The sequence below is a fragment of the Dorea sp. AM58-8 genome, from assembly GCF_003464045.1.
In the GTDB taxonomy this organism is placed as follows: Bacteria; Bacillota; Clostridia; order Lachnospirales; family Lachnospiraceae; genus Claveliimonas; species Claveliimonas ammoniilytica.
This window is the reverse complement of record NZ_QSDM01000006.1, coordinates 95,004-121,224: the sequence shown is the minus strand read 5'-3', so window position 1 is coordinate 121,224 and position 26,221 is coordinate 95,004. Positions and strand designations below refer to the sequence as shown.

General features: G+C 44.6%; 23 protein-coding genes and 1 pseudogene. 22 read left to right on the top strand and 2 right to left on the bottom strand.

The window, feature by feature from the left end; genetic code table 11:
- The first annotated feature begins 46 nt into the window (after positions 1 to 46).
- Both DXA18_RS06750 and DXA18_RS06745 read left to right on the top strand, forming a co-directional pair.
- Positions 47 to 463 carry an HIT family protein gene (locus tag DXA18_RS06750; RefSeq protein ID WP_118383252.1) on the top strand — a complete coding sequence of 139 codons (417 nt, stop codon included), beginning with the start codon at positions 47 to 49 and terminating at the stop codon, positions 461 to 463.
- Between the two features lie 62 nt (positions 464 to 525).
- On the top strand, positions 526 to 1,077 hold the full coding sequence (locus tag DXA18_RS06745) for an RNA polymerase sigma factor (RefSeq protein WP_118383251.1): 552 nt from the start codon (positions 526 to 528) through the stop codon (positions 1,075 to 1,077).
- Positions 1,078 to 1,146: 69 nt separating this feature from the next.
- On the opposite strand, the gene DXA18_RS06740 is transcribed toward DXA18_RS06745, so the two are convergent.
- On the bottom strand, positions 1,147 to 2,214 hold the full coding sequence (locus tag DXA18_RS06740; protein ID WP_118383250.1) for an undecaprenyldiphospho-muramoylpentapeptide beta-N-acetylglucosaminyltransferase: 1,068 nt from the start codon (positions 2,212 to 2,214) through the stop codon (positions 1,147 to 1,149).
- A gap of 75 nt (positions 2,215 to 2,289) precedes the next feature.
- On the opposite strand from DXA18_RS06740, the gene DXA18_RS06735 reads away from it, so the two are divergent.
- Complete coding sequence (locus DXA18_RS06735) at positions 2,290 to 3,162, top strand: DUF4367 domain-containing protein (protein WP_118383249.1); 873 nt, start codon at positions 2,290 to 2,292, stop codon at positions 3,160 to 3,162.
- Between the two features lie 355 nt (positions 3,163 to 3,517).
- Complete coding sequence (locus DXA18_RS16080; protein WP_330424447.1) at positions 3,518 to 3,718, top strand: hypothetical protein; 201 nt, start codon at positions 3,518 to 3,520, stop codon at positions 3,716 to 3,718.
- A 366-nt stretch (positions 3,719 to 4,084) separates the two neighbouring features.
- Here DXA18_RS16080 and DXA18_RS06725 read toward each other — a convergent pair whose 3' ends face one another.
- On the bottom strand, positions 4,085 to 4,327 hold the full coding sequence (locus DXA18_RS06725; RefSeq protein WP_118383248.1) for a TIGR03905 family TSCPD domain-containing protein: 243 nt from the start codon (positions 4,325 to 4,327) through the stop codon (positions 4,085 to 4,087).
- Between the two features lie 144 nt (positions 4,328 to 4,471).
- On the opposite strand from DXA18_RS06725, the gene DXA18_RS06720 reads away from it, so the two are divergent.
- The 18 genes and pseudogenes from DXA18_RS06720 (at position 4,472) to DXA18_RS06635 (ending at position 26,110) form a co-directional block, all read left to right on the top strand.
- Positions 4,472 to 5,167, top strand: a complete 696-nt coding sequence (locus DXA18_RS06720) for a 5'-methylthioadenosine/adenosylhomocysteine nucleosidase (RefSeq protein ID WP_118383247.1) — start codon at positions 4,472 to 4,474, stop codon at positions 5,165 to 5,167.
- A gap of 160 nt (positions 5,168 to 5,327) precedes the next feature.
- The gene (locus tag DXA18_RS06715) at positions 5,328 to 6,176 is read left to right on the top strand and encodes a hypothetical protein (RefSeq protein ID WP_118383246.1); all 849 of its coding nucleotides are present in this window, start codon (positions 5,328 to 5,330) and stop codon (positions 6,174 to 6,176) included.
- A gap of 128 nt (positions 6,177 to 6,304) precedes the next feature.
- A complete protein-coding gene (locus DXA18_RS06710; protein WP_118383245.1) occupies positions 6,305 to 7,753 on the top strand; it encodes an aminotransferase class I/II-fold pyridoxal phosphate-dependent enzyme in 1,449 nt (482 codons plus the stop codon).
- A 46-nt stretch (positions 7,754 to 7,799) separates the two neighbouring features.
- Complete coding sequence (locus DXA18_RS06705) at positions 7,800 to 8,387, top strand: guanylate kinase (protein ID WP_118383244.1); 588 nt, start codon at positions 7,800 to 7,802, stop codon at positions 8,385 to 8,387.
- On the top strand, positions 8,374 to 9,366 hold the full coding sequence (gene holB, locus DXA18_RS06700; protein ID WP_118383243.1) for a DNA polymerase III subunit delta': 993 nt from the start codon (positions 8,374 to 8,376) through the stop codon (positions 9,364 to 9,366). The genes DXA18_RS06705 and holB overlap by 14 nt, the downstream gene beginning before the upstream one ends.
- Complete coding sequence (locus tag DXA18_RS06695) at positions 9,367 to 10,275, top strand: PSP1 domain-containing protein (RefSeq protein WP_118383242.1); 909 nt, start codon at positions 9,367 to 9,369, stop codon at positions 10,273 to 10,275.
- Positions 10,268 to 11,046: pseudogene (locus DXA18_RS17345) on the top strand (tRNA1(Val) (adenine(37)-N6)-methyltransferase). The gene DXA18_RS06695 and the pseudogene DXA18_RS17345 overlap by 8 nt, the downstream one beginning before the upstream one ends.
- Before the next feature lie 53 nt (positions 11,047 to 11,099).
- Complete coding sequence (gene rsmI / locus DXA18_RS06685) at positions 11,100 to 11,957, top strand: 16S rRNA (cytidine(1402)-2'-O)-methyltransferase (protein WP_118383241.1); 858 nt, start codon at positions 11,100 to 11,102, stop codon at positions 11,955 to 11,957.
- A gap of 102 nt (positions 11,958 to 12,059) precedes the next feature.
- Complete coding sequence (locus DXA18_RS06680; protein WP_118383240.1) at positions 12,060 to 13,172, top strand: ABC transporter ATP-binding protein; 1,113 nt, start codon at positions 12,060 to 12,062, stop codon at positions 13,170 to 13,172.
- Positions 13,173 to 13,384: 212 nt separating this feature from the next.
- Positions 13,385 to 13,603, top strand: coding sequence for a hypothetical protein (locus DXA18_RS15635; RefSeq protein ID WP_118383239.1), 219 nt, complete (start codon positions 13,385 to 13,387; stop codon positions 13,601 to 13,603).
- On the top strand, positions 13,542 to 14,636 hold the full coding sequence (locus DXA18_RS06670) for a PucR family transcriptional regulator (RefSeq protein WP_118383238.1): 1,095 nt from the start codon (positions 13,542 to 13,544) through the stop codon (positions 14,634 to 14,636). Before DXA18_RS15635 ends, DXA18_RS06670 begins: the two co-directional genes overlap by 62 nt.
- Before the next feature lie 96 nt (positions 14,637 to 14,732).
- Positions 14,733 to 17,012 carry a hydratase gene (locus DXA18_RS06665; protein WP_118383237.1) on the top strand — a complete coding sequence of 760 codons (2,280 nt, stop codon included), beginning with the start codon at positions 14,733 to 14,735 and terminating at the stop codon, positions 17,010 to 17,012.
- A gap of 266 nt (positions 17,013 to 17,278) precedes the next feature.
- Complete coding sequence (locus DXA18_RS06660; protein WP_118383236.1) at positions 17,279 to 17,788, top strand: RNA polymerase sigma factor; 510 nt, start codon at positions 17,279 to 17,281, stop codon at positions 17,786 to 17,788.
- Positions 17,781 to 19,685 carry a beta-propeller domain-containing protein gene (locus tag DXA18_RS06655; protein WP_118383235.1) on the top strand — a complete coding sequence of 635 codons (1,905 nt, stop codon included), beginning with the start codon at positions 17,781 to 17,783 and terminating at the stop codon, positions 19,683 to 19,685. Before DXA18_RS06660 ends, DXA18_RS06655 begins: the two co-directional genes overlap by 8 nt.
- Before the next feature lie 187 nt (positions 19,686 to 19,872).
- Entirely contained in the window at positions 19,873 to 22,710 is a 2,838-nt protein-coding gene (locus DXA18_RS06650) for a hypothetical protein (RefSeq protein ID WP_199665553.1), read from the top strand.
- A gap of 119 nt (positions 22,711 to 22,829) precedes the next feature.
- Positions 22,830 to 24,740: a 1,4-alpha-glucan branching protein GlgB gene (gene glgB, locus DXA18_RS06645; protein ID WP_118383233.1), complete on the top strand. Its 1,911-nt coding sequence runs from the start codon at positions 22,830 to 22,832 to the stop codon at positions 24,738 to 24,740.
- A gap of 296 nt (positions 24,741 to 25,036) precedes the next feature.
- Positions 25,037 to 25,738, top strand: coding sequence for a tRNA (guanosine(46)-N7)-methyltransferase TrmB (trmB, locus tag DXA18_RS06640; RefSeq protein WP_118383232.1), 702 nt, complete (start codon positions 25,037 to 25,039; stop codon positions 25,736 to 25,738).
- Between the two features lie 57 nt (positions 25,739 to 25,795).
- Entirely contained in the window at positions 25,796 to 26,110 is a 315-nt protein-coding gene (locus DXA18_RS06635) for a thioredoxin family protein (RefSeq protein ID WP_118383231.1), read from the top strand.
- Positions 26,111 to 26,221: the final 111 nt, after the last annotated feature.

Below are 26,221 nucleotides of genomic sequence, written 5' to 3'. Positions count from 1 at the left end.
AGGAGACAGTGACGAATCGTAAATATAAGGAAAGAAGGTAATTGTTATGAAAGACTGTAATTGTATTTTTTGTAAGATTGCAAATGGAGAGATTCCATCTGCTACCTTATATGAGGATGAAGAGTTCCGTGTAATTCTGGATCTTGGTCCGGCAACAAAGGGACATGCTTTGATCTTGCCGAAGGAGCATTATGCGAATCTGTATGAGATTCCTGAGGAGACGGCAGGAAAGTCTATCATTCTTGCGAAGAAGATGGTTACAAGAATGAAGAAAGCACTGAACTGTGATGGATTCAATGTACTTCAGAATAATGAGGAACCTGCGGGTCAGACGGTGTTCCATTACCATATGCATCTGATTCCGAGATACGAAGGCGATAATGCTTTTCCAATGTGGAATGCAGGTGAACTCACGGATGAAGTCAGAGATGAAGTCCTGAAGAAGGTAAAAGAGACAGAATAGCGGAATATAGGAATATATTCGTAGACAATGTTATAAAGCAATGAGAAATAAGGGAATTAATAGTGGAAATAGAGTCCGAAAAAAAGAATGGATTCGATGCTGTATATGAGGAATATCATAAAATGGTATTCCGTATAGCGTATCATTATATTTGCAATAGAGAAGAGGCAGAAGACATTTCACAGGTGGTCTTTGGCAGATATTACATTTTTTCAGAAACCGGTCGTGTGACAAACGTACGGAGCTGGCTGGCGACGACAGCCAGGAACGTTGCGGTGAATCACGTAAAACATATAAGCTATGAAAGACTGCTATGGGCGAAAGAAACGATGGAAGACTATCTTGGGTACGAAGAAGATCCGGAAGAACAATTTTTTGGAACTTTACGTGAGAAAGATAAAATCGAATGTGCATGCAGGATATTGGCGGCGCTAAAGACCAAAAAACGGAAATGGTATAATCTGGCAGTATATGCATATTGTAATGAGATGCCCAGACAGGAGATAGCTGACCGTATGGGAATGTCTTTGAATGCAGTGATGAGTACGTTGACAAGAATCAAGGATTGGATCAGAAAAAATTATAAAGTCGAGTTTGACCACATTAATACTTAACAGAAAAAGGTGTCAGACTGACACTTTTCTGTACTTATACAATAAAAATATCTTTACAGTTTAAAAAAATTATGCACGTGCAACAGACTCGATCAGATCAATGATCGTATCGATGGAATCCTGCTGGTTAGAGCTCTTCATAGCTGAGATATAGCGATCACGGTTCTGGAAAAGCTCATGAATTGTATCCAGAAGCTTCTCATTGGTGATCTCTTCCTCTTCTATTACGGCGCTGAATCCCTGACGTTCAAATGAACGCGCATTCAGGATCTGGTCTCCTCGGCTAGCATTGGCAGAAAGTGGAATCAGAAGATTCGGCTTACGCAGTGCAAGCAGTTCGCAGATTGCATTAGCTCCGGCACGTGAGATAACAATATCTGATAATGCAAAGAGATCCTTCAGTTCATCTTTGATGTATTCATACTGTACGTAACCATCCAATGCGTTCAGTGAAGGGTCGAGCTTACCTTTGCCACACAGATGAATAACCTGAAAATCTTTTAATAATACCGGAAGAATACGACGGACAGCTTCATTTACCGCTACAGCGCCGAGGCTTCCACCGATGATAAGAATTACAGGCTTACCGTCTGTCAGCCCTGTAAAGTCGAGTGCATGCTGGCGGTCTCCTGACAGCAATTCCTGTCGAATCGGAGAACCAGTCAGTACCGCTTTGCTTGCCGGAAGTAATTCTACTGTTTCCGGGAAGTTACAGCACACTTTTGTAGCTGACGGAATAGACAGCTTATTCGCAAGTCCCGGAGTCATATCGGACTCATGAATGATCGTTGGAACCTTGCATTTCTTTCCGGCGAATACGACCGGAACAGATACGAAGCCGCCTTTGGAAAAGATTACATCCGGTTTTAGTAATTTAATTAATCGATGTGCTTCACGGAAACCCTTGAGTACACGGAAAGGATCTGTGAAGTTACGAAGACTGAAATAACGTCTCAGCTTACCGGAAGAGATCCCGTGATATGGGATACCGAGCTGTTCGATCAGCTCCTTTTCAATTCCGTTATATGAACCGATATAGTGAATATCATAGTTCAGTTCTTTGAGACGCGGCAGCAGAGCAATGTTCGGCGTGACGTGCCCGGCAGTGCCGCCGCCGGTTAAGATAATACGTTTCATAGTGCGCCTCCAATCAATATCAATAAAGTAATTGTAAACGAGGGGAGTGCGATGGTCAAGTGAAAAGAGGAAGTTATGAAAGAGCATTTGAACGATTACGAAAAGAGAATATGGGAAGGAATCGATAAGGACGCAGAAGAAATTATAAAAATGGTGGAAGCGGATCCTGAGGCGATGTCTGCGGAGCCGAGTGAAGAAATGGATCGGAAAATTTACGCGATGATTCCAGGTCATGAAGATACAGATTCGGAAGATTCGGCGATGGAGAGCTTGTCAGAAGAAGACCAGGAAGCACTACGTCTGGGCAGAGAGTTACAGAAGTGGAGAAAAGAGAAAGAAGAGGAAAAACCCAGAGCAAAAAGAAGATATCACTGGAAGCGGATCACAGCTGCGGCAGCAGTATTGGTGCTTGTGATAGGAATAGAGATAACGGGAGTAGGTGGACCGAAGAGAATCGTGGAGATGGTGGAAGGAACATTTGGTGGAAGAGATGCTTCACGAGTGAATGTATCGAAAGAAGAGACTAAAGATACAAAGGATAGTGAAGAGGTAGAGAGTTATCAACTAGTTAAGGATAAGCTTGGTTTTGATCCAGTGAGGATAATAGCAATACATAAGGATATGACATATGAATATTGTGAAATTGATGAAGATATGCAAATGGCGCAATTTTTATATAAATGTGGTGATACAAATATATCTTACGTAATGAGTTTGGCTTACCATGAAGAATTAATGGGTGCAGATTTGGAAGATGATGTTACAAACAGATATAATTTTGAAGAAGGAAAATTAAAAGCAGAAGTTACAGAATATGAATTACCTGAGAGTAAAAAAAAGAGATATTCAGCAACATTTGAATATCAGGGAGTTTATTATCGGTTGATAGGGACTATAGAAAAAGCAGATTTTGAAGAAATTTTAAAAAATTTGCATTTTTCTTCGTAAAAAACGACAGGTTTTGCAAGTTCGGTTGTCTATATATATGAGAAGAGTTGGTAGCTGCGGAGAATATTATGCAGAAACGAGCGATATCTATAATCTGTGCATTTTCAATGCTCATCTGTTTACTGCTGAGTACAAGTACCGGTATGTCAGCAGAAGCATCTGACAACAGGCCTATGTTGGATGGTTCTTATTTGACAAATGAAACTGAATCTACAGGCACAGATACTAAGATTACAAGAGGGGAAAACCTCAGGTAGGTTATTCGAAGATACGTAAAGTCAAGGCAGGTGTAATTTATGCCGGTGGAACGACTATCGGTGAACATACCTGTAAGTCAATACAGATTACCGTTATTGTGGAACGCGCTAAGTGGGAAGACAAAGAATGGGAGTATGTGACTAGCTGGCATAAGGAGAATACCGATGCAGACCTTGTAAGTACCAGCAAAAAACTGGAAGTTGAGGGTGATTGGTATTACCGAGTAAGATGTGTTCATTCTGCGGATGGAGACATGAGTGATTCTGCGACGGATGGCCTATATGTGGAGAAACCATAGTGACGTCACATTCCCCACAGGAACTGCAGATTCCTGACGTTGATGCATAAGTTCTGGCAGGAAAGCTGTAACGGAAGTCTATGAGGATAGTAGAGAACAAACAGGAGACAGATTCTCTGGGTTACACACAACATGTCAGGTCGTAGGGATATATGCGGCCGCCCCGAATCATAGGTGGACAGAACAGCCGGAGAGCCTGGCAGCGTCATCTGTTCTTGTATTAATGAAAACTGAATATGGAAAAGTGCTGCTGTGGCTTTTGGAAGTGGAGAGACAAAAGTGAACAGTAAACAGCACGAAAAAGGAAAAGAGACCGAGGGAGACGGTCTCTTTTTCTTAAATCAGGTTACACGTATTTATGAATGCTTACTGTGCCAATGCCTGACGAAGTGCTTTTGCGAGCTGGTCCGGACAGGATGTTGGTTTGAATCCGCACTGGATTCCTTCCAGACGCTTGATGGCGTCTTCGGCCTTCATGCCGGTTACCAGTTTTGAGATGCCCTGCAGATTGCCGTCACATCCACCGATGAATTCTACTGATTTTATTACATCACCGTCCAGCTCCAGATTGATCAGCTGTGAACAGGTGCCGCGTGTTTTATACTGCATATCTTAAATCCTCCTACTCTGATAAAATCTATCGGCATTATAACAGAAGCAGATAGAAAATACCAGAGTAAAAATGTGCACAGAATTATAGAGTCGTCATGAAAAACATGGTATACTATCGGAGGTAGAAAAGGAGGATGAGATATGATCGGTATTATCGGAGCTATGGATGAAGAAGTAGCAGCATTAAAAGAGAAGATGGAAGTGGAGAAGGTAACAGACCGGGCTTCTATGCAATTTGTGGCAGGTAAGCTGGAAGGTAAAGAGGTGACCGTGGTGCGCAGCGGTATTGGTAAGGTCAATGCAGCAGTGTGTGCACAGATTCTGGCATCGGAATTTCATGTAGATACATTGATTAACACAGGAATCGCGGGTTCGCTGGATGCAAAGATTGATATTGGAGATATGGTGATCTCTACCGATGCACTTCATCATGATATGGATGCGACTGCATTTGGTTATCCGTTGGGAGAAGTGCCGAGAATGGATATTCTGGCGTTTCCGGCTGATGAGAAGCTGATCCGTCTGGCAGTAGAGGCGAATGAGGAAGCGAATCCGGATATTCATACATTTACCGGAAGAGTGGTAAGCGGAGATCAGTTTGTGGCTTCTGATGAAGTGAAAGAGAAGATCCGCAGTAATTTTGGCGGACTGTGTACGGAGATGGAGGGAGCTGCAATTGCTCATACCGCATACCTCAATGACATTTCGTATGTCATTATTCGTGCTATTTCGGACAAGGCAGATGGCAGTGCATCTGAGGACTATCCGACCTTTGAGAAGAAAGCAATTGCCCACAGTGTACGACTTGTGGAGAAATTAATGACAAAGCTTGCGTAGCGTTATGGCTGAATGCGAGGTGACTAGATCTGACAGAGATGGACAAGCCTGACAGAATATGAGAAAACTCGCAGAACTCTATGCGAAATATGAAGAACGGTTTTTCCGCCCTCGTTCGGCGTTTCGAGTATAATCGAAACAAAGAAGGAGGGCATTTATTATGTTGGAAATGATAATGGACAGGCATTTGCAGTTTGTGCTACTGGGGGCTGTGGCATCGATCGGGCTGATCAGTAAAATTATTACAGGGGTGACGCTTAAGAAACTGGTATGGGCGGCAGCAAATATGGGGAAAAGCACGCATCCGTTGATGCGCCTGATCCGGGCAAAATATGAGCATGCGTGTATGGTAAGTGATCGTGTGCAGAATGTGGAAGTGTTTGTGGAGAAATACATATATGAATACCGAATTGCAGGATTGTCACTTCACAGCTGGCGAAGATTAGAAAAGGGGACGGCGTGGATCTGTGCGGCAATCGGTGTATTGGCAGCACTTGGAGAATACGTGCTTCATGGAATGAATGATCAGGTACTGCGTAATGGCGCATTTGGACTGGTCGCAGGTGTTATTTTATTTGCACTGCGGGTGTCAGTAGATGAGAATTATCGTCTGCAGGCAATACGCACATATATGGTAGATTATCTGGATAATTTCTGTGCGCGCAAATACGAAAAGAGCCGGGAAAAGAGTATGCCAAAATACGAAGAATCAGTACCGGAGATTATGCCAGAGGAGAAGCAGGAAATGAAACAGGAGCCTGTTCCGGAACTTATGCCTGAAAATATGCCGGTAAAGGAAGCGACAAGAGAATCCATAAGGGAAACCATAAGAGAACCGGAGAAAATCCCTGAAAGAGAAGTGGAAAAAGTTCCTAAAAGAGAAGCAGAGAAAGTTTCTGAAAGAGAGCCTGCAAGGGAGTCTGTGACAAAGCCGACACCTGCAAGGCAGGATAAAAATGTATCTAAGGAAGTGTTGATCCGGGAAATTCTGGAGGAATATCTGGCATGATAATGAGAAGAAGGTCTTCTTGAAAGTAGAGAGTCAAATGCGAGACAAATTAGACTGCATATCTTGATATAATGTATGTAAACTGGTAAAATAGATAAGAAGTTCATCATAAGAATAAGGATGGTAATATGGAGAGATTATATGACAGATTGAGTGCCTACCAGGCATCGGATTATTACGGATTTCATATGCCGGGGCATAAGAGACAGACATCCTGGGGCGACAATCTTCCATTTGGAATCGATATCACGGAGATTGAAGGGTTTGACGACCTTCATCACGCAAGTGGAATTCTGAAAGATGCGCAGGAGCTGACAGCCAGAGTGTACGGCGCGGAAGAAAGCCGTTTTCTGGTGAATGGAAGTACAGTAGGAATCCTGAGTGCGATACTTGGCTGCACGAAGAAGGGCGATAAGATACTATTTGCCAGACAATGCCACAAATCAGTCTATCACGCAGTCTATCTGAATGAATTGAATCCGGTCTATCTGTATCCGGAATTTGATGAGGATTTACATCTGAATACTTATATTTCTGTAAGCGCAGTGAAGACTGCGCTTATGGAGCATTCGGACATACGCGCTGTGGTAATCGTGTCTCCGACATATGATGGCGTGATTTCTGATGTGGAAGGAATTGCCGCAGTGGTGCATGCATATGGTATTCCACTGATCGTGGATGAGGCACATGGAGCACATCTGGGATTTCATCCGTATTTTGATAAAAATGCACTGGCAAAAGGAGCTGATGTGGTAATTCACAGCGTTCACAAGACACTGCCGTCGCTTACACAGACAGCTATTTTGCATGTACAGGGTGAACTTGCAGATCGCAGACGGATCTTCCGTTATCTGGATATGCTGCAGTCCAGCAGCCCTTCGTATGTGTTGATGGCGTCGATCGATAACTGCGTGCATCTGCTGGCAGAAAAACGAGACGAGATGTTTGTACCGTATGTGAAGAGATTGCAGGAAGCCCGGGCGCAGCTGAAGCAGATGAAGTACTTGAAGCTTTTGGAGACGGAGCATTATGATTGGTCTAAGATTGTTGTATCGGCGAAGGGAGTTGGCCTTAGTGGAAGGGAACTGTATCGCATTTTGCGTGTGAAATACCATTTGCAGATGGAGATGGCGGCAGGGACTTATGTGATTGCAATGACGTCGGTCAGTGATACGGATGAAGGTTTTCAGAGATTAGTAAAGGCATTTCTGGAGATAGACAGCGAGATTGGATTGAAAAATGAGCAGATGAACGTGGGCAAACAGATGGCGCTGAATGATGTGGTGGAAGCTATGGAGGATGCTATGGGAAGACTCCCTAAGAATCCGCAGGTCATGAACAGTGCCAGGGCGCTTGAAATTCCATTGGAAGAGACCGAGATGGTATTATGGGAAGAGAGTGTGGGCAGAATATCAGTGGAATATGCCTATCTTTATCCGCCGGGAAGTCCGTTGATCGTGCCGGGTGAACAGGTGACAGAAGAGGCGGTAAGGTTGCTGCAAGATTACCGAAAAGTAGGATTTTCCATAGAGGGATTAGAAAAAGACGATTATCTGCGAGTGCAAAAAAACTGGTAAAATGACTGTAGATATAGTAAGATACACAAGAGAATGAGGATCAGACATGGGGAAGATATATTGCATGATGGGAAAAAGTTCATCAGGAAAGGATACGCTGTATCAGAAGGTTCTGGAGCGACTGCCGCAGATACACAGGGTAGTGCCGTATACAACCAGACCGATCCGGGAAGGCGAGCAGGACGGAGTGGAATATCATTTTGTGGATGATAAGCAGCTTGCCGAGCTGGAAACAGACGGTAAGATCGTGGAGCTTCGGGCATATAACACGGTACATGGTATCTGGAAATATTTTACCGTAGATGACGGTCAGATTGACCTGGAGCAAGGTGATTATCTGTTGATCGGCACATTGGAGACCTATGAGAAGATCCGGGAATATTATGGTGCGGAGCATCTGGTTCCGATCTATATAGAAGTGGAAGATGGGGAACGGCTTGCAAGAGCACTGGAACGGGAGCGCAGACAGGCAGTTCCAAAGTATAAAGAGATGTGCCGGAGATTTCTTGCGGATGAAGAAGATTTCTGCGAGGAGAATCTGAAGCGTCTCGGGATAGATAAAAGATATAGAAATACGGACATGGAGACATGTTTAAATGAGATAACAGGAGTGATGTGCAATGGGAAGCTTTAAGGACGTAGTAGGACATAAAAATATTATCGAATATATTCAGAACGCAGTGAACGCTAATAAGGTTTCTCATGCGTACATTCTAAACGGAGAACGTGGTTCGGGTAAGAAGATGCTGGCAACGCTTTTTGCAGAGACGCTGCTTTGTGAGGAACAGGGAAGTTCGCCTTGTAACAAGTGTCATTCCTGCAAACAGACAGATAGTGGCAATCATCCGGATGTAATCTGGGTGCAGCATGAGAAGCCGAATACGATCAGTGTGGATGACATTCGTACACAGCTGAATAACGATATTGAGATCAAGCCGTATCAGGGACCATATAAGATTTATATTGTACCGGAGGCAGATCTGATGACGACGCAGGCGCAGAATGCATTGCTGAAGACATTGGAAGAGCCACCGGAGTATGCGGTGATCTTTCTTCTGACTGAGAATGCAGAGAAGCTTCTTCCGACCATCACTTCCAGATGTGTCATGTTGAAGCTGCGCAATATCCGCGATAAGCTGATCCGCAAATACCTGATGGAGAAGCTGGAAGTACCGGATTACAAGGCTGATATCTGTACAGCATTTGCACAGGGCAATATGGGCAAAGCAATCATGCTGGCACAGTCCGAACATTTCGGGGAGATCCGTGATGAAGTAGTACAGCTTTTGAAATATATCCATGATATGGAAATCAGCGAGATCGAAAAAGCGATCAAGAGATGTCAGACATATAAATTAGAAATCAATGATTATCTGGATATTATTATGATATGGTATCGAGATGTGTTATTATATAAGGCGACCAAAGATGTGAATGAGATTGTATTTAAGGATCAGGTATCCAGCATCAAGGAGCAGGCGACCAGAAGTTCATATGAAGGTATCGAGCTGATACTGGAAAGTCTTGAAAAGGCGAAGACCAGACTGGATGCGAATGTTAATTTCGAGCTGGTTATGGAGCTTCTGTGTCTTACAATAAAGGAGAACGGCTAAATGATAAAAGTAATTGGAGTAAGATTCCGCACGGCAGGAAAAATCTATTTCTTCTCGCCAGGAGGACTGGAACTGAAAGCGGGAGATAAAGTAATCGTAGAGACTGCGCGTGGCGTGGAGTTTGGTTCAGTGGTGACCGGTATAAAAGAGGTGCCGGATGATCAGATATCCCAGCCATTGAAACCGGTTATCCGAATTGCCACACAGGATGATGTGCGGAGAGAGGCAAAGAACCGGGAAAAGGAAAAAGAGGCATTTAAGATCTGTCAGGAAAAGATCCGCAAGCACGGGTTGGAAATGAAACTGATCGATGCAGAATATACATTTGATAATAACAAAGTACTGTTTTATTTTACAGCGGATGGACGTATCGACTTCCGCGAACTGGTAAAGGATCTGGCAAGTGTATTCCGCACCAGAATCGAATTGCGGCAGATTGGCGTCCGCGATGAGACAAAGATCCGCGGAGGCATTGGCATTTGCGGAAGACCGCTGTGCTGTCATACTTATCTGACAGAATTTGCACCGGTATCGATCAAGATGGCGAAGGAGCAGAATCTGTCATTGAATCCGACTAAGATTTCAGGTGTGTGTGGACGATTGATGTGCTGTCTGACCAATGAGGAAGAGACATACGAAGAACTGAACAGTCATTTACCATCTATCGGCGACTATGTGACCACACCGGAGAAGCTGAAAGGAGAAGTACAGTCGGTAAATGTACTGCGTCAGACGGTTAAGGTTATTGTATCACTGGATAATGACGAAAAGGAAGTGCGTGATTATAAAGTGGATGAACTTCGATTCAAACCGCGCCGCAGAAAGAATAATCGTGTTTCTAAGGAAGAAATGAAGGAACTCAGAGGTCTGGAAGAGAAGAACGGAGCATCCAAATTAAACGATGAGTAGAGAATACGATAAGAATGAGCTGATCCATCCGGGCGAACGTCTGGATGATCTGCAGACGGGCGGATATTATCTGATCCAGGATCCGTCCAGATTCTGTTTTGGTATTGATGCAGTGTTGCTGTCGTCTTTTGCCCGTGTGAAGCGTGGCGAGAAAGCATTGGATCTTGGAACCGGAACCGGTGTGATTCCGATTCTGCTGGAATCCAAGAATCAGGGCGCATTTTACGGCGGGCTGGAGATTCAGGAAGCCAGCGCGGATATGGCGAGACGGAGTGTGCAGTATAATGATCTGGAACAGAAAATCGAGATAAAGACCGGAGATATCAAAGAGGCGGCAGCCTGTATGGCGCAGCCTCTTTTGAAGTTATTACGGTAAATCCTCCGTATATGATCGGAGAGCATGGTCTGAAAAATGACAACGAAGCCAAGTACATTGCCAGACATGAAGTGTACTGCACACTGCAGGATGTGGTAGAACAGAGTGCGAAGTTATTGAAAGACAAAGGCAGATTCTATATGGTTCATCGTCCATTCCGGTTGCCGGAAATCATGTGTGAGATGTGCAGGGCAAAGCTGGAACCGAAGCGGATGCGTCTCGTATATTCCAGAGTCGATAAGGAACCGAGTATGGTGTTGATCGAAGGCATGAAGAATGGCAGACCACGGATGCAGGTGGAAGCACCGCTGATCGTATATGAACAGGATGGAAGTTATACAGAAGAAGTACTGGCTATGTACGGCGATATGAAGAAGAGCCGGGAAGAGAGATAGCAGAACGGCAGAGTAAAAGATAAGAAATAAAGCACAGTTACAGGAGGATAATTATGAATCCGGGAACATTATATTTGTGTGCGACACCAATCGGTAATCTGGAAGATATGACATTTCGGGTAATTCGGACATTGAAAGAAGTGGATATGATCGCAGCAGAAGATACCCGTAACAGTATCAAGCTGCTGAACCATTTTGAGATTAAGACACCGATGACCAGTTACCATGAATATAACAAAATTGAAAAAGGACATAAGTTAGTACAGATGCTTCTGGAGGGAAAGAATCTGGCACTGATCACAGATGCGGGTACACCGGGTATTTCTGATCCGGGAGAAGAACTGGTGCAGATGTGTTATGAGGCCGGAGTGCCGGTAACATCGTTGCCGGGAGCTGCAGCATGTATTACCGCGCTCACATTATCAGGATTGTCCACCAGAAGATTTGCATTTGAAGCATTTCTCCCTTCGGACAAAAAAGAACGGCAGCAGGTACTGGAAGAGCTGAAAAATGATACTCGCACGGTTATCTGCTACGAAGCACCGCATCGATTGGTGAAGACGTTAAAGGAACTACTGGAAGCGCTTGGCAACCGTCGGATTACTATCTGCCGGGAACTGACGAAGAAGCATGAGACTGCATGGCAGACACATATTGCGGAAGCCTGTGAGTATTATCAGGAAAATGCACCAAAAGGGGAATGTGTACTGGTGATCGAGGGCAGAAGCCGGGAGGAACTGAAGGCAGAAGAGCAGGAGCAGTGGGAACAAATGCCGTTAGAAGCACATATGGAACATTATGAGTCTCAGGGCATGGATCACAAGTCGGCAATGAAGCAGGTAGCGAAAGATCGTGGAGTCAGCAAACGCGATATATACAGAATGCTACTTGAACTTGGACAATCTGACTAAGAATCGGTAAAAAGATTGTTCAACCTGGTCATAGTAACCAAAGAATGGATTCGGTATAATGGATGACAGTAGAAAAAGACTGTTTACTCAGGAGGAACGAACATGGCAAGTTTATCATTAAAACATATTAATAAAACATATCCAAACGGATATGAAGCAGTAAAAGATTTTAATCTTGAAATTGAAGATAAAGAGTTTATTATTTTTGTCGGACCATCAGGATGTGGTAAGTCTACAACACTTCGTATGATCGCAGGTCTGGAAGATATTACAGGTGGAGAGTTATACATTGGCGACACCAAGATGAATGATGTAGATCCTAAGGATCGTGATATTGCGATGGTATTCCAGAACTATGCCCTGTATCCTCATATGACTGTATATGACAATATGGCATTTGGACTGAAGCTCCGTAAAGTGCCGAAAGACCAGATTGATAAGATGGTTCGTGAAGCCGCTAAGATCCTGGATCTGGAGCCATTGCTGGATCGTAAGCCGAAGGCATTGTCAGGTGGTCAGCGTCAGCGAGTAGCGATGGGACGTGCGATTGTACGTGATCCAAAGGTATTCCTGATGGATGAGCCACTGTCTAATCTGGATGCCAAGCTTCGTGGACAGATGCGAGTAGAGATTTCCAGACTGCATCAGAGACTGGGAACTACCATTATCTATGTAACACATGACCAGACAGAGGCTATGACGCTGGGAACCAGAATCGTAGTTATGAATGGTGGTATTGTACAGCAGGTAGATACACCACAGGTATTGTATGATAAGCCGAACAACCTGTTCGTAGCAGGATTTATCGGATCTCCGCAGATGAACTTTGTAGATGCGCTTTGCTGCGTAGAAGGGGACGGCGTGATCCTGTCTTTGCAGGATGCCGATATCCGTTTGCCGAAGGACAAAGCTAAGAAGCTGATCGATGGAGGATATGATGGCAAGAGAGTTGTTCTTGGTATTCGTCCGGAAGATATTCATGATGATCCGAAATACCTGGCAGCACACCGTGATACAGTGATCACAGCGAAGATCCGTGTATACGAGATGCTGGGAGCGGAAGTATTCCTGTACTTCGATTACGATGGAGCGAATATGACTGCAAGAGTAAAACCGGATACCAAGGCAAGAACGAATGATATGATCGATTTTGCACTTGATCCGGAGAAGATCCATGTATTCGATAAAGAGACCGAATTGACGATTACAAACTAGAATATTGGAAAAATTATAAAGAGACACAGGAGACGATGAGGATTCATCGTCTCCATTTGTATTCATAAACTGCATTACCATATTATGGATTACAGACTTTACCGAAATAGTATAGGCGACAGGGCGGAACGACACAATTTCTCACAAATTAACACGAATTATGTATAATAGACATATGTTGTGTGGGCAGGGGAATCAGAAAGAAGGTGCGTATGAAAATAAAGGTAATTCTCCCAATTATGGTTGCAACTGTGGCGGTGTGCAGTTATATTAAATATCAGAAAACAGAAGTTGAGATTGCACGCTTTGATTATCGCATGCGGGTGATGAAAGAAGAAAGCTGCAGGATGCAGAATGGGAGGGGATTGTTTGCTGACGAATCAGGTGATTCAGAAAACAATACAGGATATCAAGAGAGTATCGGGATATGAGACTTCACTGTGGGGAGCGGATGGAGAGAGTATGGCGTCATCCGCATCGGAGTCTGAGACTCTGAAGGACAAAGTAAAAAGCTTTATAGAAGACAGTGAAATGGAAGATATATCGGAGAGAACGGATGAAGAGACAGCGTTATTTGCCATATATGCAGATCGTGCACTGGAGTATGTGCTGGCACTGACCGGGACTGGCGATGACCGTATGCTGGCAGGGCGTATGGGCGTTATTCAGGTGGTCGGGCTGATGAAAGCATGTGGGGAACAGATGGATAAAGATCGCTTTATTCAGAATCTGCTGTTAGACAATCTGCTTGTGGTGGACATTTACAATCGTGCAAGAAAACTGCACATTGCAAATGAGCGACGGAGAGTCGTGTTTATCGTAGAACCGAAGGATGAGAATGACAATCTGGTACTTGAAACAATGCGTGGACTTTATGGTATGGGAACCAGGGATTTTGTTACAGCGGTAGACGAAGGACATATTATATTAGTAAAAGAACTGGAAAATAAAGAGGATTACCCGGAGATCCTGCAGATGGCGAAAGTAATCGTAGATACTCTGAGTATGGAAGCAATGGTGAATGTGAGAGTATCCTACGGAACGATCGTGCAGGAGCTGAAAGAGGTATCTCGTTCATATAAAGAAGCGGACATGGCACTGGAAGTGGGACGGGTATTTTATGGAGAGCGCGGTGTGCTGGCATATAATGAACTTGGCATCGGACGTCTTGTTCATCAGTTACCAAGATCTCTGTGCGAAATGTTTCTGAAAGAAGTGCTGGCTGTAAATGCAACGGAGATGTTCGATGATGAAGAACTGGTCACGGTATATGCATTTTTCGATAATAATCTTAATATTTCTGAGACAGCCCGTAAGTTATTTATACACCGGAATACGTTGGTGTATCGCCTGGAGAAGATTCAGCGGAAGACAGGTCTGGATGTCAGAGTCTTTGAGGACGCACTGACATTTAAGATTGCGGTTATGGTAGAAAAGCATTTAAAATATCTGAATAACCAATAATAAAGGGCGGTTGCTTATTGTATGGCAACCGCTTTTTGTGTTACACTAAACAAACGAAGTCAGTCCATTAAGAGGGGCTGGAAGGAGGAGAAAAATATGGTAAAACTTTACGATAAAGGCGTATATCTTCTGAATGGAACAGAGATTGCAGAAGATGCGCGTCAAGTGGAGCAGAAGACCGGACAGAAGCTATCCAGAGAGGAAGCCGTAAAGCAGACGATGGCTTACCGCATTCTGGAATCGCACAATACATCTGGCAATATGGAACGGCTGCAGATTAAGTTTGATAAGCTGACATCTCACGACATTACATTTGTCGGTATTATACAGACTGCGAGAGCATCCGGACTGGAAAAATTTCCGATTCCTTATGTCCTGACTAATTGCCACAATTCACTGTGTGCAGTTGGCGGTACGATCAATGAAGATGATCATATGTTTGGACTGACATGTGCAAAGAAATATGGCGGTGTGTATGTACCGCCTCATCAGGCTGTTATCCATCAGTTTGCCAGAGAGATTCTGGCAGGTGGCGGAAAGATGATTCTTGGTTCTGACAGCCACACTCGTTATGGTGCGTTGGGTACTATGGCAATGGGCGAGGGAGGACCGGAGCTTGTAAAGCAGTTGTTGAATAAGACTTACGATATCCGCATGCCGGAAGTCATTGCGATCTATCTGGACGGCGAGCCGAGGAAGGGTGTCGGTCCTCAGGATGTAGCACTGGCGATTATCGGTGCGACGTTTGGTAATGGATATGTGAATAATAAGGTTATGGAATTTGTCGGTCCCGGTGTGGATAAGCTGAGTGCAGATTTCCGTATCGGTATCGATGTTATGACCACAGAGACCACCTGTCTGTCTTCTATCTGGAAGACGGATGAGAAGATCCGCGAGTTCTATGAGATTCACGGACGTGAGGGTGATTATAAAGAACTGAATCCGGGAGCAGTGACGTACTATGACGGTATGGTATATGTAAATTTGAGTGAGATCAAACCGATGATCGCAATGCCGTTCCATCCGTCCAATGTATACACGATCGATGAAGTTAATGCGAATTTGGAAGATATTCTTCATGAAGTAGAGAAGAAGGCGTTGGTAAGTCTGGATGGCGCGGTAGATTATTCGTTGCAGAGCAAGATTGTAGACGGCAAGCTCTATGTGGATCAGGGACTGATCGCGGGATGTGCCGGCGGTGGATTTGAAAATATCTGCGCGGCAGCAGACATTATCAAGGGCAAATATATCGGTGCGGACGAATTTACATTCAGCGTATATCCGGCAAGTACGCCGATTTATATGGAGCTGGTGAAAAATGGAGCAGTGGCTGATTTGATCGAATCCGGAGCGATTGTGAAGACGGCGTTCTGCGGACCATGCTTTGGTGCGGGAGATACTCCGGCGAACAACGCATTCTCTATCCGTCACTCTACCCGTAACTTCCCGAACAGAGAAGGATCGAAACTTCAGAGCGGACAGATCGCGTCAGTAGCATTGATGGATGCGCGTTCCATTGCAGCAACTGCAGCGAATAAAGGCTTCTTGACACCTGCAACGGATCTGGATGTACAGTATAAGGGACAGAAGTATCACTTCGACAGTAAGATCTATGCGAACCGTGTGTTTGACAGTCATGGCGTGGCAGATCCGTCTGTGGAGATTAAATTTGGACCGAATATCAAGGACTGGCCGGAAATGCAGCCGCTGCCACAGAATTTGTTACTGAAAGTAGTATCGGAGATCCATGATCCGGTAACGACGACAGATGAGCTGATTCCGTCAGGCGAGACATCTTCTTACCGTTCTAATCCACTCGGACTCGCGGAATTTGCGCTGTCAAGAAAAGATCCGGGATATGTAGGACGGGCAAAAGAAGTACAGAAGGCACAGAAAGCAATCGAGGCAGACACCTGCCCGAAGACAGCACTGCCAGAATTACAGACAATCATGAGTAAGGTGCATGATAACTTTGAAGGTGTAAACCGGAGCAATCTGGGAATCGGAAGCACGATATTTGCGGTAAAACCAGGAGATGGTTCGGCAAGAGAACAGGCAGCATCCTGTCAGAAGGTACTTGGCGGCTGGGCTAATATTGCCAACGAGTATGCGACCAAGAGATATCGTTCGAATCTGATCAACTGGGGTATGCTGCCATTTATCACAGAAGAAGAACATGAGCATTTGAGCTTTAAGAACGGAGATTATATCTTTGTACCGGATATCCGAAAAGCGGTAGAAGATAAAGATGAAGTGATCCATGCATATGTGATCGGAGATGAGGTCACAGAATTGTCATGGAAGCTCGGCGAGCTGACAGACGTAGAAAGAGAGATTATCCTGAAAGGATGTCTGATCAATTACTATAGAGGATAATTGAGAAAGTGAAATGAGGAACTTAAATTTAAAGAAAAATTTGAGTTCCTCATTTTAGATGTTGAAAAGAAGTAAACAAATATCAAAGAAACTAAAATTAGAAAGTGAAAAATCGTTAGTAAGTCAAATAAAAATCTAAAATTTAATGCAACAAATCGTGAATTCCAGTAATCTTATATATAGATACCAGAGTCATAAGTCATGAACACGGCCCACGTATGGTATCGATAAGTAAACAAGAAAATGAGATTCGAAGGAGGTACAGCATGAAATGTGATGCGGCAGCATTTGCCGGAATGTATGAGACTATCTATAAAGACCTGTACCGCTATGCATTGTGTATGATGAGGAATCCCCATGATGCGGAGGATGTAGTGAGCGAGACTGTTATAAAAGGGTATGAGAGGATACATACGCTGCGCAGTGAAGATGCGTTCAAAAGCTGGATGTTTACGATATTGTCAAATGTGTGCAAGCACAAATTAAAGGCAATGGCGAAGCAGAGTCCGGTGGAGAATGAAAATGTGTGGGAGCAATTATCAGACGAGGCGGCGGGAGAAGATGTGATGAATCTGCGCCTTGATCTCAGGCGTGCACTTGCGGTGCTTTCTGAAGAGGAGCGGATGATCATCGGTCTGTCAGTATATGGTGGATATCAGAGTCAGGAGATCAGCAAGATTCTCCATATAAAAGATGGGACAGTACGTTCTAAGAGAAGCAGAGCAATCGGTAAGATGAGTATGGTGTTGAAGAAGGGAGGCGCAGGTTATGAATAAATGGGAAGAAGATATGATAGAACAGCTTCGCAAGAAATCAGAAGATATCCAGATTCCAGACAGTCTGCGGCCGGATCAGATAGAAAAGCGGTTGTCAGAGCGACCGAAAAAGTATCATTGGAAGAAAGGGTATACGGCAGGACTCGCGGCAGCTTGTTGTCTGTTGGTATGCGGCGCAGTGTGGGGGATTCAGAAAAGCCCACAGAGAGTATCACCTGTAGAAAAACAAGATACAGCAACCGATCAGGCTGAGAGTTCCGACATTCAGACAGCGAAAAGCTATGATCAGATCTATGAATATCTGCAGGCGAATCAGGATGACCAATATGGCACAGATACCGGAATGCTGGAACGGGGCGTTGTGACGGAATCAGCAGAAGATTCATCGAGCACGAATTCAGCGGCGGCCGTGGATACAGGAGTGGCGCAGAACAGCAAATCCTCAGAAAATGCAGTGTATTCAGAAACCAATGTACGTCAGGAAGGTGTAGACGAAGCAGATGTGGTTAAGACAGATGGACGTTATCTGTATACATTAAAAGATAATGGCAGCTCTGTGAGTATCGTAGATACCGTAAATGGCAAACTGAAGGAAGTAGCATCGGTAAGGGTTGAAGATGATGACCAAGCCAGAGAATTCTATGTCAATGATGGTCATCTGATTCTCGTCAGCGAATTTAATCAGGAGAGAGAGGATGGTACCTGGACGTATGCTTCGACAGATACAAGGGTGACAACTTATGATATTACAGATCCGGAGAAGCCAGAGAAGGCAGGGGAAGTGACACAGAGTGGATCTTACACATCCTCTCGTTTGACGGACGGACATCTGTATCTGTTTACTCAGTATTCGGTCGATGTAACGAGCGGAATAACACCAAAGGATAAGAAAGATTATATTCCGTATGTGAATCAACAGATGCTGGAGGCAGATGACATTTACCTGCCGCCGTTTTCTCAGGCATATATGTACGAAGTGGTAAGTTCGGTAGATGTTGCGAAGCCAGGAGAAATTCAGGACACCAAAGCCATTTTCAGCGATGGTGGGGAACTTTATGTGAGCAACGACAACATCTATTGGTATGAGACTCAATGGTCAGATAAAACGGAGACCGTGATAAAGCGTATTTCTTATAAAGATGGGAAACTGAAAGCAGAGGCATCCGGCAAGGTGGATGGATATATCAATGATTCCTTCAGCATTGATGAATATGATGGCTATCTGCGGGTGGTCACTACCGATGACGAGACGAATGGATTATATATTCTGGATTCAAATATGAAGGAAGTTGGATCGATCACCGGGCTTGCAGAGGGAGAACAGGTATATTCTGCGAGGCTGTTGGGAGATACGGGGTATTTTGTGACATATGAGCAGACAGATCCGTTGTTTTCCGTAGATCTGTCGGACCCGAAGAATCCGAAGATCATCGGGAAACTAAAGATACCAGGATTTTCCGAATATCTGCATTTCTATGGAGAAAATCTGTTGCTTGGCATCGGTATGGATGTGGATGAGGATGGATTTACCACGAATGGCGTGAAACTGTCCATGTTTGATATCAGTGACAGCAGTGATGTGAAAGAGATACAGAAGTACACACTGGAAAATGTCTACAGCGCAGCTGTGATGTATGATTACAAGGCAGTGCTGATTGATCCGGAGAAAAATGTGATTGGATTTGCGGCAGATGGAAACAACGGTGAGAATTATTATGTATTTTCCTATAATGATACAAATGGATTTGAATGTCTGATGAATGAGACGGTTAATGGAAATGGCTACCAGTCGGCGCGAGGAGTCTACGTGGATAATACGTTGTATGTGGTTAAGGGAAACATTATCGAAGCCTATGATATGGCGGATTATCAGAAAATAGACGACTTGATCTTGTAGAAAATGTCGTCTGGAATAGTAATGAAATTGTAACAGATTTTTAACAACTTACCGCGAAAATTTTGACAATGAATACACCGTATGTTAAACTGAAATAAGCTATATAAAAACATAGTTTGCAGTATTACTGAAACATTTTGAGGTGAGAACATTGGATAAATATGAATATCGGGTAAAAACAGAGCAGATGCTGGAGCATATGGAGCGCAAGCGTTATAAAAAAGCGATGGAGATTGCGGATACCATAGACTGGCGTCGGGTGAAGAATCCGGCGATGCTGAACAGCGTCAGTGAGATATATGAATTTAACGGAGAATATCAGAAGAGCAGGGATGTGTTGTTTGTAGCATATGATCGTGCACCAAACAGCAGAAAGACGATCTATCGTCTGGGAACACTGGCACTCAGGCTGAATGATGTGGATGAAGCTTCCGATTGCTATGAAGAATTTGTGAAGCTGGCACCGAAAGATCCGAATCAGTACATTTTAAAATATAAGATTCTGAAGGCGCGTCGTGCACCGCTGTCGGAGCAGATTGATGCGCTGGAAGAATTTAAGAAAGCAGAATATATTGAAAAATGGGCATACGAGTTAGCATGTCTGTATGATCAGACCGGTATGACGGCAGAGTGTCTGGAGGAATGTGATGATCTGATCCTGTGGTTCAGCGAAGGTAAATACGTTTATAAAGCGATGGAGCTTAAGATGAAGTATAAGCCGTTGACACCGCTTCAGCAGGAGAAATACAACAGCCAGAAGAAAGCATATGAGCATCCGGCGGTTGAGTCTGAAGAAGCAGAGGAACAGCAGGAAGAGGAAGCTAAGGCGGTTGAAGAAGCACCGGAGAATGCTGTGGCAGAATCCTCTGAAAAAGACACAGATAAAGGTGAGGATAAAGGAGCGGAGACATCGATTCTTAGAGAAGAACCAAAAGAGGTATCTACAGAAGATATCGCAGCAAAGGCTCTTGCGGCAGTAGCTGAGACAGAGGAAGTTCCGCTGACAGCTGAGAAGAAAGAAGCTGAGAAGTCAGAAGAAGAACCGGCAGAAAAGCCACATAAGAGATCCGGTCTGCGCCAGTCTGTAAAGGGCGCAACCCTTGCAGAGGCACTGAAAAAGGGAATGGCGGTTGCGAATGGAGAGAATCCGGAAAGCAAAGCATTGAATAAATCAGATGAAGATCTGCGTGTAACCGGTCAGATGAAGATTGACGATATTCTGCAGGCATGGGAAGCTAAGCAGAAGGATAATGCGGAAGCGATTGAGATCCAGAAGAAGAAAGATGAAGAGATCCTTGCGCAGAAGAAGCTGGAAGCAGAGAAACGTCGTGAGGAAGAAGCGCGACGCATCGAAGAACAGCAGAGAGCGGCCGAGGAAGCACGTCGTATTGCTGAACAGAAGGCAGCAGAAGAAGCCAGAAGAGCAGCGGCACGGCGAGCAGAAGAAGAACGGTTGCTGGCAGAGCAGAGAGCAGAAGAAGAGCGCAGACGTGCGATTGAAGAAGCAGAAGCAGAAGAGAGACGTCTGGAGCAGGAGGCAGCTGAGAAGGCTAAGGTTGAAGCGGAAGCCCGCAGAAAGCAGGAAGAAGAGGAAACTCAGGAAATCGAAGAAGCTCTGGAGGAAGTAGAGGCAGAGGAAGACGAATTCGAAGAAGCTGAACTGGAAGAGGTAGAAGCAGATGAAGATGAATTCGAAGAGGATGAGTTCGAGGAAGCTGAACTGGAGGAAGTAGAGGCAGAGGAAGACGAATTTGAGGAAGCTGAACTGGAAGAAGTAGAAGCAGATGAGGACGAATTCGAAGAGGACGAGTTCGAGGAAGCTGAATATGAAGAAGTTCCGGATAAAACGGATGATCTAGCAGATCTGCTCCGTGAACTGGAAGAGACTGATGCAGAAAAAGAAAACGATGATCAGGGATTCTTCGATGATGAATTTGAAGAAGACGATGTGAATGATGACTTCCTGGATGATGATCTCGACGCAGAATATGATGAGTATGAGGAAGAGCCGAAAGGTGAAGAAGCATACGACGATGATGAATTCGAGGAAGACGAATTTGAAGAGGGCGACTTTGAGGATGAGTTCGAGGAAGAAGAGCCGGAACCGGATCTTAGCAACATCGATGATCTGACGATTGAAGAACCTAGTGAGGAAGAGATCCAGAGACGTATCAAGAAAGGACGCGGAGGCGTACCATTTGACACAGGATTCGTAGTAACCGGACGTTATGATCTGAGTGCTACCAGTGAGATCGGTCTTCGCGCCGGTCTGACAGAGGAGCAGAAACAGTTATTCTCTTATTTCGTACCGGTACGAGGCATGAGCGAACAGATCGTAGAAGTTCTGGACAATGACCGCAGAGAGCGGAGAGAAGGAACATCACGTACCGGTAATATCGTGGTTATCGGACATAAGGGATCTGGTAAGACCGTTCTTGCAGTAGATATTGTAAAGGCAATTCAGAAGCAGAGAAATCTGAAACAAGGCAAGGTAGCAATTGTTACAGGAGAGTCTCTGAACAAGAAAGAACTTGGAGGTATCGTACAGAAGCTGCGCGGCGGTGCGATCATCATTGAGAAGGCCGGCCAGCTGAATACCAGAACCGTTCGTGATCTGAATCGCCTGATGGAGAAGAGAACAGGAGAACTTCTGGTAGTTCTGGAGGATCAGAGAAAACCATTGGAGAAGCTCTTTACTGCTAATCCGTCTTTCAAGAAGAAGTTCACTTCTAAGCTGGAACTTCCGGTATTTATCAACGATGAGCTGGTAACATTCGGACAGACCTATGCGAAGGAAAATGGTTATAAACTGGATGAAATGGGTATTCTGGCACTGTATAGCCGAATCGATGTAATGCAGAGAGAGGATCACGCAGTGACGGTTGCAGAAGTAAAAGAGATTATGGATGATGCCATTGACCATTCGCAGAAAGCAAATGTAAAGCATTTTGCAAGACGAGTATTCGGTAAAGGAACCGATGAAAGAGACCGTATCATTCTGAAAGAGGATGACTTCCGAATCTAATAAAAAGAAGATAGTACAAAAGAGAGTTTTGGACAGATTGCTGTTCAAAACTCTTTCTTTTTACGGGGGTATCAAGTATAATTATATGTAAAGAAATATGACCAGAAGAGGGTGAAGTTATGGAGGGAAAGAGGAGAGTGAAACCATACGAGATTGGCGAACTGGATCAGTATCTGCTGGGACAGGGCAATCATTATGAGGTTTATAAAAAACTGGGTGCACACCTGGTTGAAGATGGAGATAAAAAGGGTACATATTTTGCGGTGTGGGCACCGAACGCACAGAAAGTATCTGTCATTGGCGAGTTTAATGATTGGGATCTGACTGCGGATGTAATGGAGAGGAATGATCCGGTAGGAATCTATACCTGTTTTGTGGAAGGCGCAAAAGAGAACGAGATGTACAAGTTCTGCATTGAGACAAAAAAAGGAGAGCTGCTCTACAAAGCAGATCCATATGCGAATTATGCAGAATTGAGACCGGGAACAGCGTCTCGTATTACGGATATATCGAAGATTAAATGGACAGATAAGGCGTGGATGGATCAACGTTTGAAATGGGATCACAAAGAGAAGCCGATGTCCATTTATGAGGTGCATATCGGTTCGTGGAGGAAGCATCCGGAAGACGAGGATGGTTTCTATAATTACCGTGAATTTGCAAAAGAGATTGTCAAGTATGTCCATGATATGGGATATACACACATAGAGTTAATGGGTATCGCAGAGCATCCGTTTGATGGCTCCTGGGGCTATCAGGTGACCGGATATTTTGCACCGACATCACGCTATGGTACGCCGGAAGATTTTGCGTGGATGATCAATTACCTGCATAAGAACAAGATTGGAGTTATTTTGGACTGGGTACCGGCACATTTTCCGAAGGATGCACATGGTCTGGCAGACTTTGATGGTGTACCGGAGTATGAATATGCAGATCCGAGAATGGGCGAGCATCCGGACTGGGGAACCAAGATCTTTGATTTTGGCAAGAACGAGGTAAAGAACTTCCTCATATCCAACGCATTATTCTGGATCGAGCATTTCCATATCGATGGACTCCGCGTGGATGCGGTGGCATCGATCCTGTATCTTGATTATGGTAAAAAGGACGGCGAATGGGTACCGAATGAATTCGGCGGCAATAAGAACCTGCAGGCAGTGGAATTCTTTAAGCATCTGAATTCAGTAGTGCTTGGTCGTAATCCGGGCGCAGTGATGATTGCAGAAGAGTCTACAGCGTGGCCAAAGGTGACCGGAGAGGTGGAAGATGACGGTCTTGGATTCAGCCTGAAATGGAACATGGGATGGATGCATGATTTTACCGAGTATATGAAGCTGGATCCGTTATTCCGTAAGGGAGCGCATTACAATATGACATTTGCCATGAGTTATGCGTACAGTGAGAAGTATATTTTGGTATTGTCACACGATGAAGTGGTACATCTGAAGTGCTCGATGATCAATAAGATGCCTGGGCTTGGCTGGGAGAAGTTCGAGAATCTGAAAGCGGCTTATGCATTTATGATGGGACATTCCGGCAAAAAGCTTCTATTCATGGGTCAGGATTTTGCACAGCTCAGAGAGTGGAGTGAGAAGCGGGAACTTGACTGGTATCTGTTGGCTGAGAAAGAGCATCAGCAGATGCAGAGCTGGGTACGTGATCTGCTTCATTTGTACCGCCGCAGAAAGGCATTCTATGAGCAGGATAACACCTGGGAAGGATTCGAATGGATCAATGCGGATGACAGAGACAGAAGCATTTACAGCTTTGTACGCCATGCAAAAGGCGGCAAGCAGAATCTGCTCTTTGTGATTAGTTTCACTCCGGTGGCAAGAGAAGATTACCGTGTTGGTGTGCCGAAGCGCAAACAGTACCGCCTGATTCTGAACAGTGATGAAGAAAAATATGGCGGAACCGGTAAGAAGAGACCGGCTGTATACAAAGCAGAGAAATCCGAATGTGACGGAAGACCATATTCATTTGCTTATCCGCTTCCGGCATATGGAGTGGCGATTTTTGAATTTTAGCGATAGCGACGAACGCACCACGGAGGAAGGAACTCCGGCTGCTGGCAGCCGAGAGTTCATGACGAAAGTGGTATGTGAGTGCAACGGAAAGTGAGCGTGTTTGCACGCGAACTTGGCGTTCGGAGCGTACAAAGACGAACGCACCACGGAGGAAGGAACTCCGGCTGCTGGCAGCCGAGAGTTCATGACGAAAGTGGTATGTGAGTGCAACGGAAAGTGAGCGTGTTTGCACGCGAACTTAGCGTTCGGAGCGTACAAAGACGAACGCACGTGAGTGCGACGGAAAGGGAGATGACATGCGACTTAGAAATATACCGCGTGCAGAGGGTGTGCTTCAGGCACACCCTATTGTAATCAAAGAGGAAAATAATCAAAAAGGAAAATGGAATCAGATTTTTGGCAATGATCATCCGATTTACATTGAGATTGGTATGGGAAAAGGTCAGTTTCTGATGACACTTGCAAAGCAGAATCCGGATATTAATTATATCGGTATTGAACGGTATTCCAGTGTGTTACTGCGTGCTGTGGAGAAATACGAAGAATTCTGTGGAAGGGACATTGTGCCGGGCAAAGAAGGAATGGAACTGCCGGAGCTGACCGTAGATCCGGAGCTGTCGAATATCCGGTTTGTCTGCATGGATGCAGGTCTTATCACGGATGCATTTGCGCCGGGAGAGGTAGCAAGGATTTATCTGAATTTTTCGGATCCATGGCCGAAGAAACGGCATGCAAGAAGACGTCTTACTTCAAAAGAATTTTTGAAGAGATACGATCAGATACTGGCAAAAGATGGAAGAGTAGAATTTAAGACGGATAACAGGGATCTGTTCGCATTTTCACTGGAAGAGGTGACTGAGGCAGGGTGGACACTTGAGGCGAGTACCTGGGATCTGCATCACGATGAGACGATGAATCAGGGGAACGTGATGACAGAATACGAAGCGAAATTCTCATCCATGGGCAATCCGATCCATAAGCTGATCGCAGGGAGATAAGCGGATTGCAACGAGATAAGCTGTAAAGAGTATACTATAGCGAGAGGTGATAACAAGATGATTCATTTGACAGCTAAGAATTTCGCGATGGAAGCAAAACACTACCCGGGTCCTGTGGTAGTGATGTTTTATGCAGTATGGTGTGGCAAATGCGCCATGATGAAACCTGTGCTGGAGAAGCTGGAGCAGAGATATGCGGAGCGTATCCGCTTCTGTGAAGTAGAGATTGAAGAATCGGCGGTGCTGGCTGCGGAATACGGCGCAGATATAGTGCCGACCTTTGTGACATTTCGGGATGGCGAAGTGTACAGTATCATGCAGGGAGTTATCGATGAGAAGATATTTGCAGAGAGGATAAAGGAACTCTTATAAAACTTATAAAAGTCTTTACAAAATTATAAGAAAAGTTTCGTGTACAATCGGAAAAGATTGTGCTATATTATGTGGAGGTGAAGTGGATTACATGAATAAGAGAGTAATCTT

Bases quoted from the DNA above. Each gene is read 5' to 3' on its own strand.
- DXA18_RS06750 (WP_118383252.1), top strand. From the start codon at position 47: ATGAAAGACTGTAATTGTATTTTTTGTAAGATTGCAAATGGAGAGATT.
- DXA18_RS06740 (WP_118383250.1), bottom strand. From the start codon at position 2,214: ATGAAACGTATTATCTTAACCGGCGGCGGCACTGCCGGGCACGTCACG.
- DXA18_RS06735 (WP_118383249.1), top strand. From the start codon at position 2,290: ATGAAAGAGCATTTGAACGATTACGAAAAGAGAATATGGGAAGGAATC.
- DXA18_RS06725 (WP_118383248.1), bottom strand. From the start codon at position 4,327: ATGCAGTATAAAACACGCGGCACCTGTTCACAGCTGATCAATCTGGAG.
- DXA18_RS06720 (WP_118383247.1), top strand. From the start codon at position 4,472: ATGATCGGTATTATCGGAGCTATGGATGAAGAAGTAGCAGCATTAAAA.
- DXA18_RS06715 (WP_118383246.1), top strand. From the start codon at position 5,328: ATGTTGGAAATGATAATGGACAGGCATTTGCAGTTTGTGCTACTGGGG.
- DXA18_RS06710 (WP_118383245.1), top strand. From the start codon at position 6,305: ATGGAGAGATTATATGACAGATTGAGTGCCTACCAGGCATCGGATTAT.
- DXA18_RS06705 (WP_118383244.1), top strand. From the start codon at position 7,800: ATGGGGAAGATATATTGCATGATGGGAAAAAGTTCATCAGGAAAGGAT.
- holB (WP_118383243.1), top strand. From the start codon at position 8,374: ATGGGAAGCTTTAAGGACGTAGTAGGACATAAAAATATTATCGAATAT.
- DXA18_RS06695 (WP_118383242.1), top strand. From the start codon at position 9,367: ATGATAAAAGTAATTGGAGTAAGATTCCGCACGGCAGGAAAAATCTAT.
- rsmI (WP_118383241.1), top strand. From the start codon at position 11,100: ATGAATCCGGGAACATTATATTTGTGTGCGACACCAATCGGTAATCTG.
- DXA18_RS06680 (WP_118383240.1), top strand. From the start codon at position 12,060: ATGGCAAGTTTATCATTAAAACATATTAATAAAACATATCCAAACGGA.
- DXA18_RS15635 (WP_118383239.1), top strand. From the start codon at position 13,385: ATGAAAATAAAGGTAATTCTCCCAATTATGGTTGCAACTGTGGCGGTG.
- DXA18_RS06665 (WP_118383237.1), top strand. From the start codon at position 14,733: ATGGTAAAACTTTACGATAAAGGCGTATATCTTCTGAATGGAACAGAG.
- DXA18_RS06660 (WP_118383236.1), top strand. From the start codon at position 17,279: ATGAAATGTGATGCGGCAGCATTTGCCGGAATGTATGAGACTATCTAT.
- DXA18_RS06655 (WP_118383235.1), top strand. From the start codon at position 17,781: ATGAATAAATGGGAAGAAGATATGATAGAACAGCTTCGCAAGAAATCA.
- DXA18_RS06650 (WP_199665553.1), top strand. From the start codon at position 19,873: ATGCTGGAGCATATGGAGCGCAAGCGTTATAAAAAAGCGATGGAGATT.
- glgB (WP_118383233.1), top strand. From the start codon at position 22,830: ATGGAGGGAAAGAGGAGAGTGAAACCATACGAGATTGGCGAACTGGAT.
- trmB (WP_118383232.1), top strand. From the start codon at position 25,037: ATGCGACTTAGAAATATACCGCGTGCAGAGGGTGTGCTTCAGGCACAC.
- DXA18_RS06635 (WP_118383231.1), top strand. From the start codon at position 25,796: ATGATTCATTTGACAGCTAAGAATTTCGCGATGGAAGCAAAACACTAC.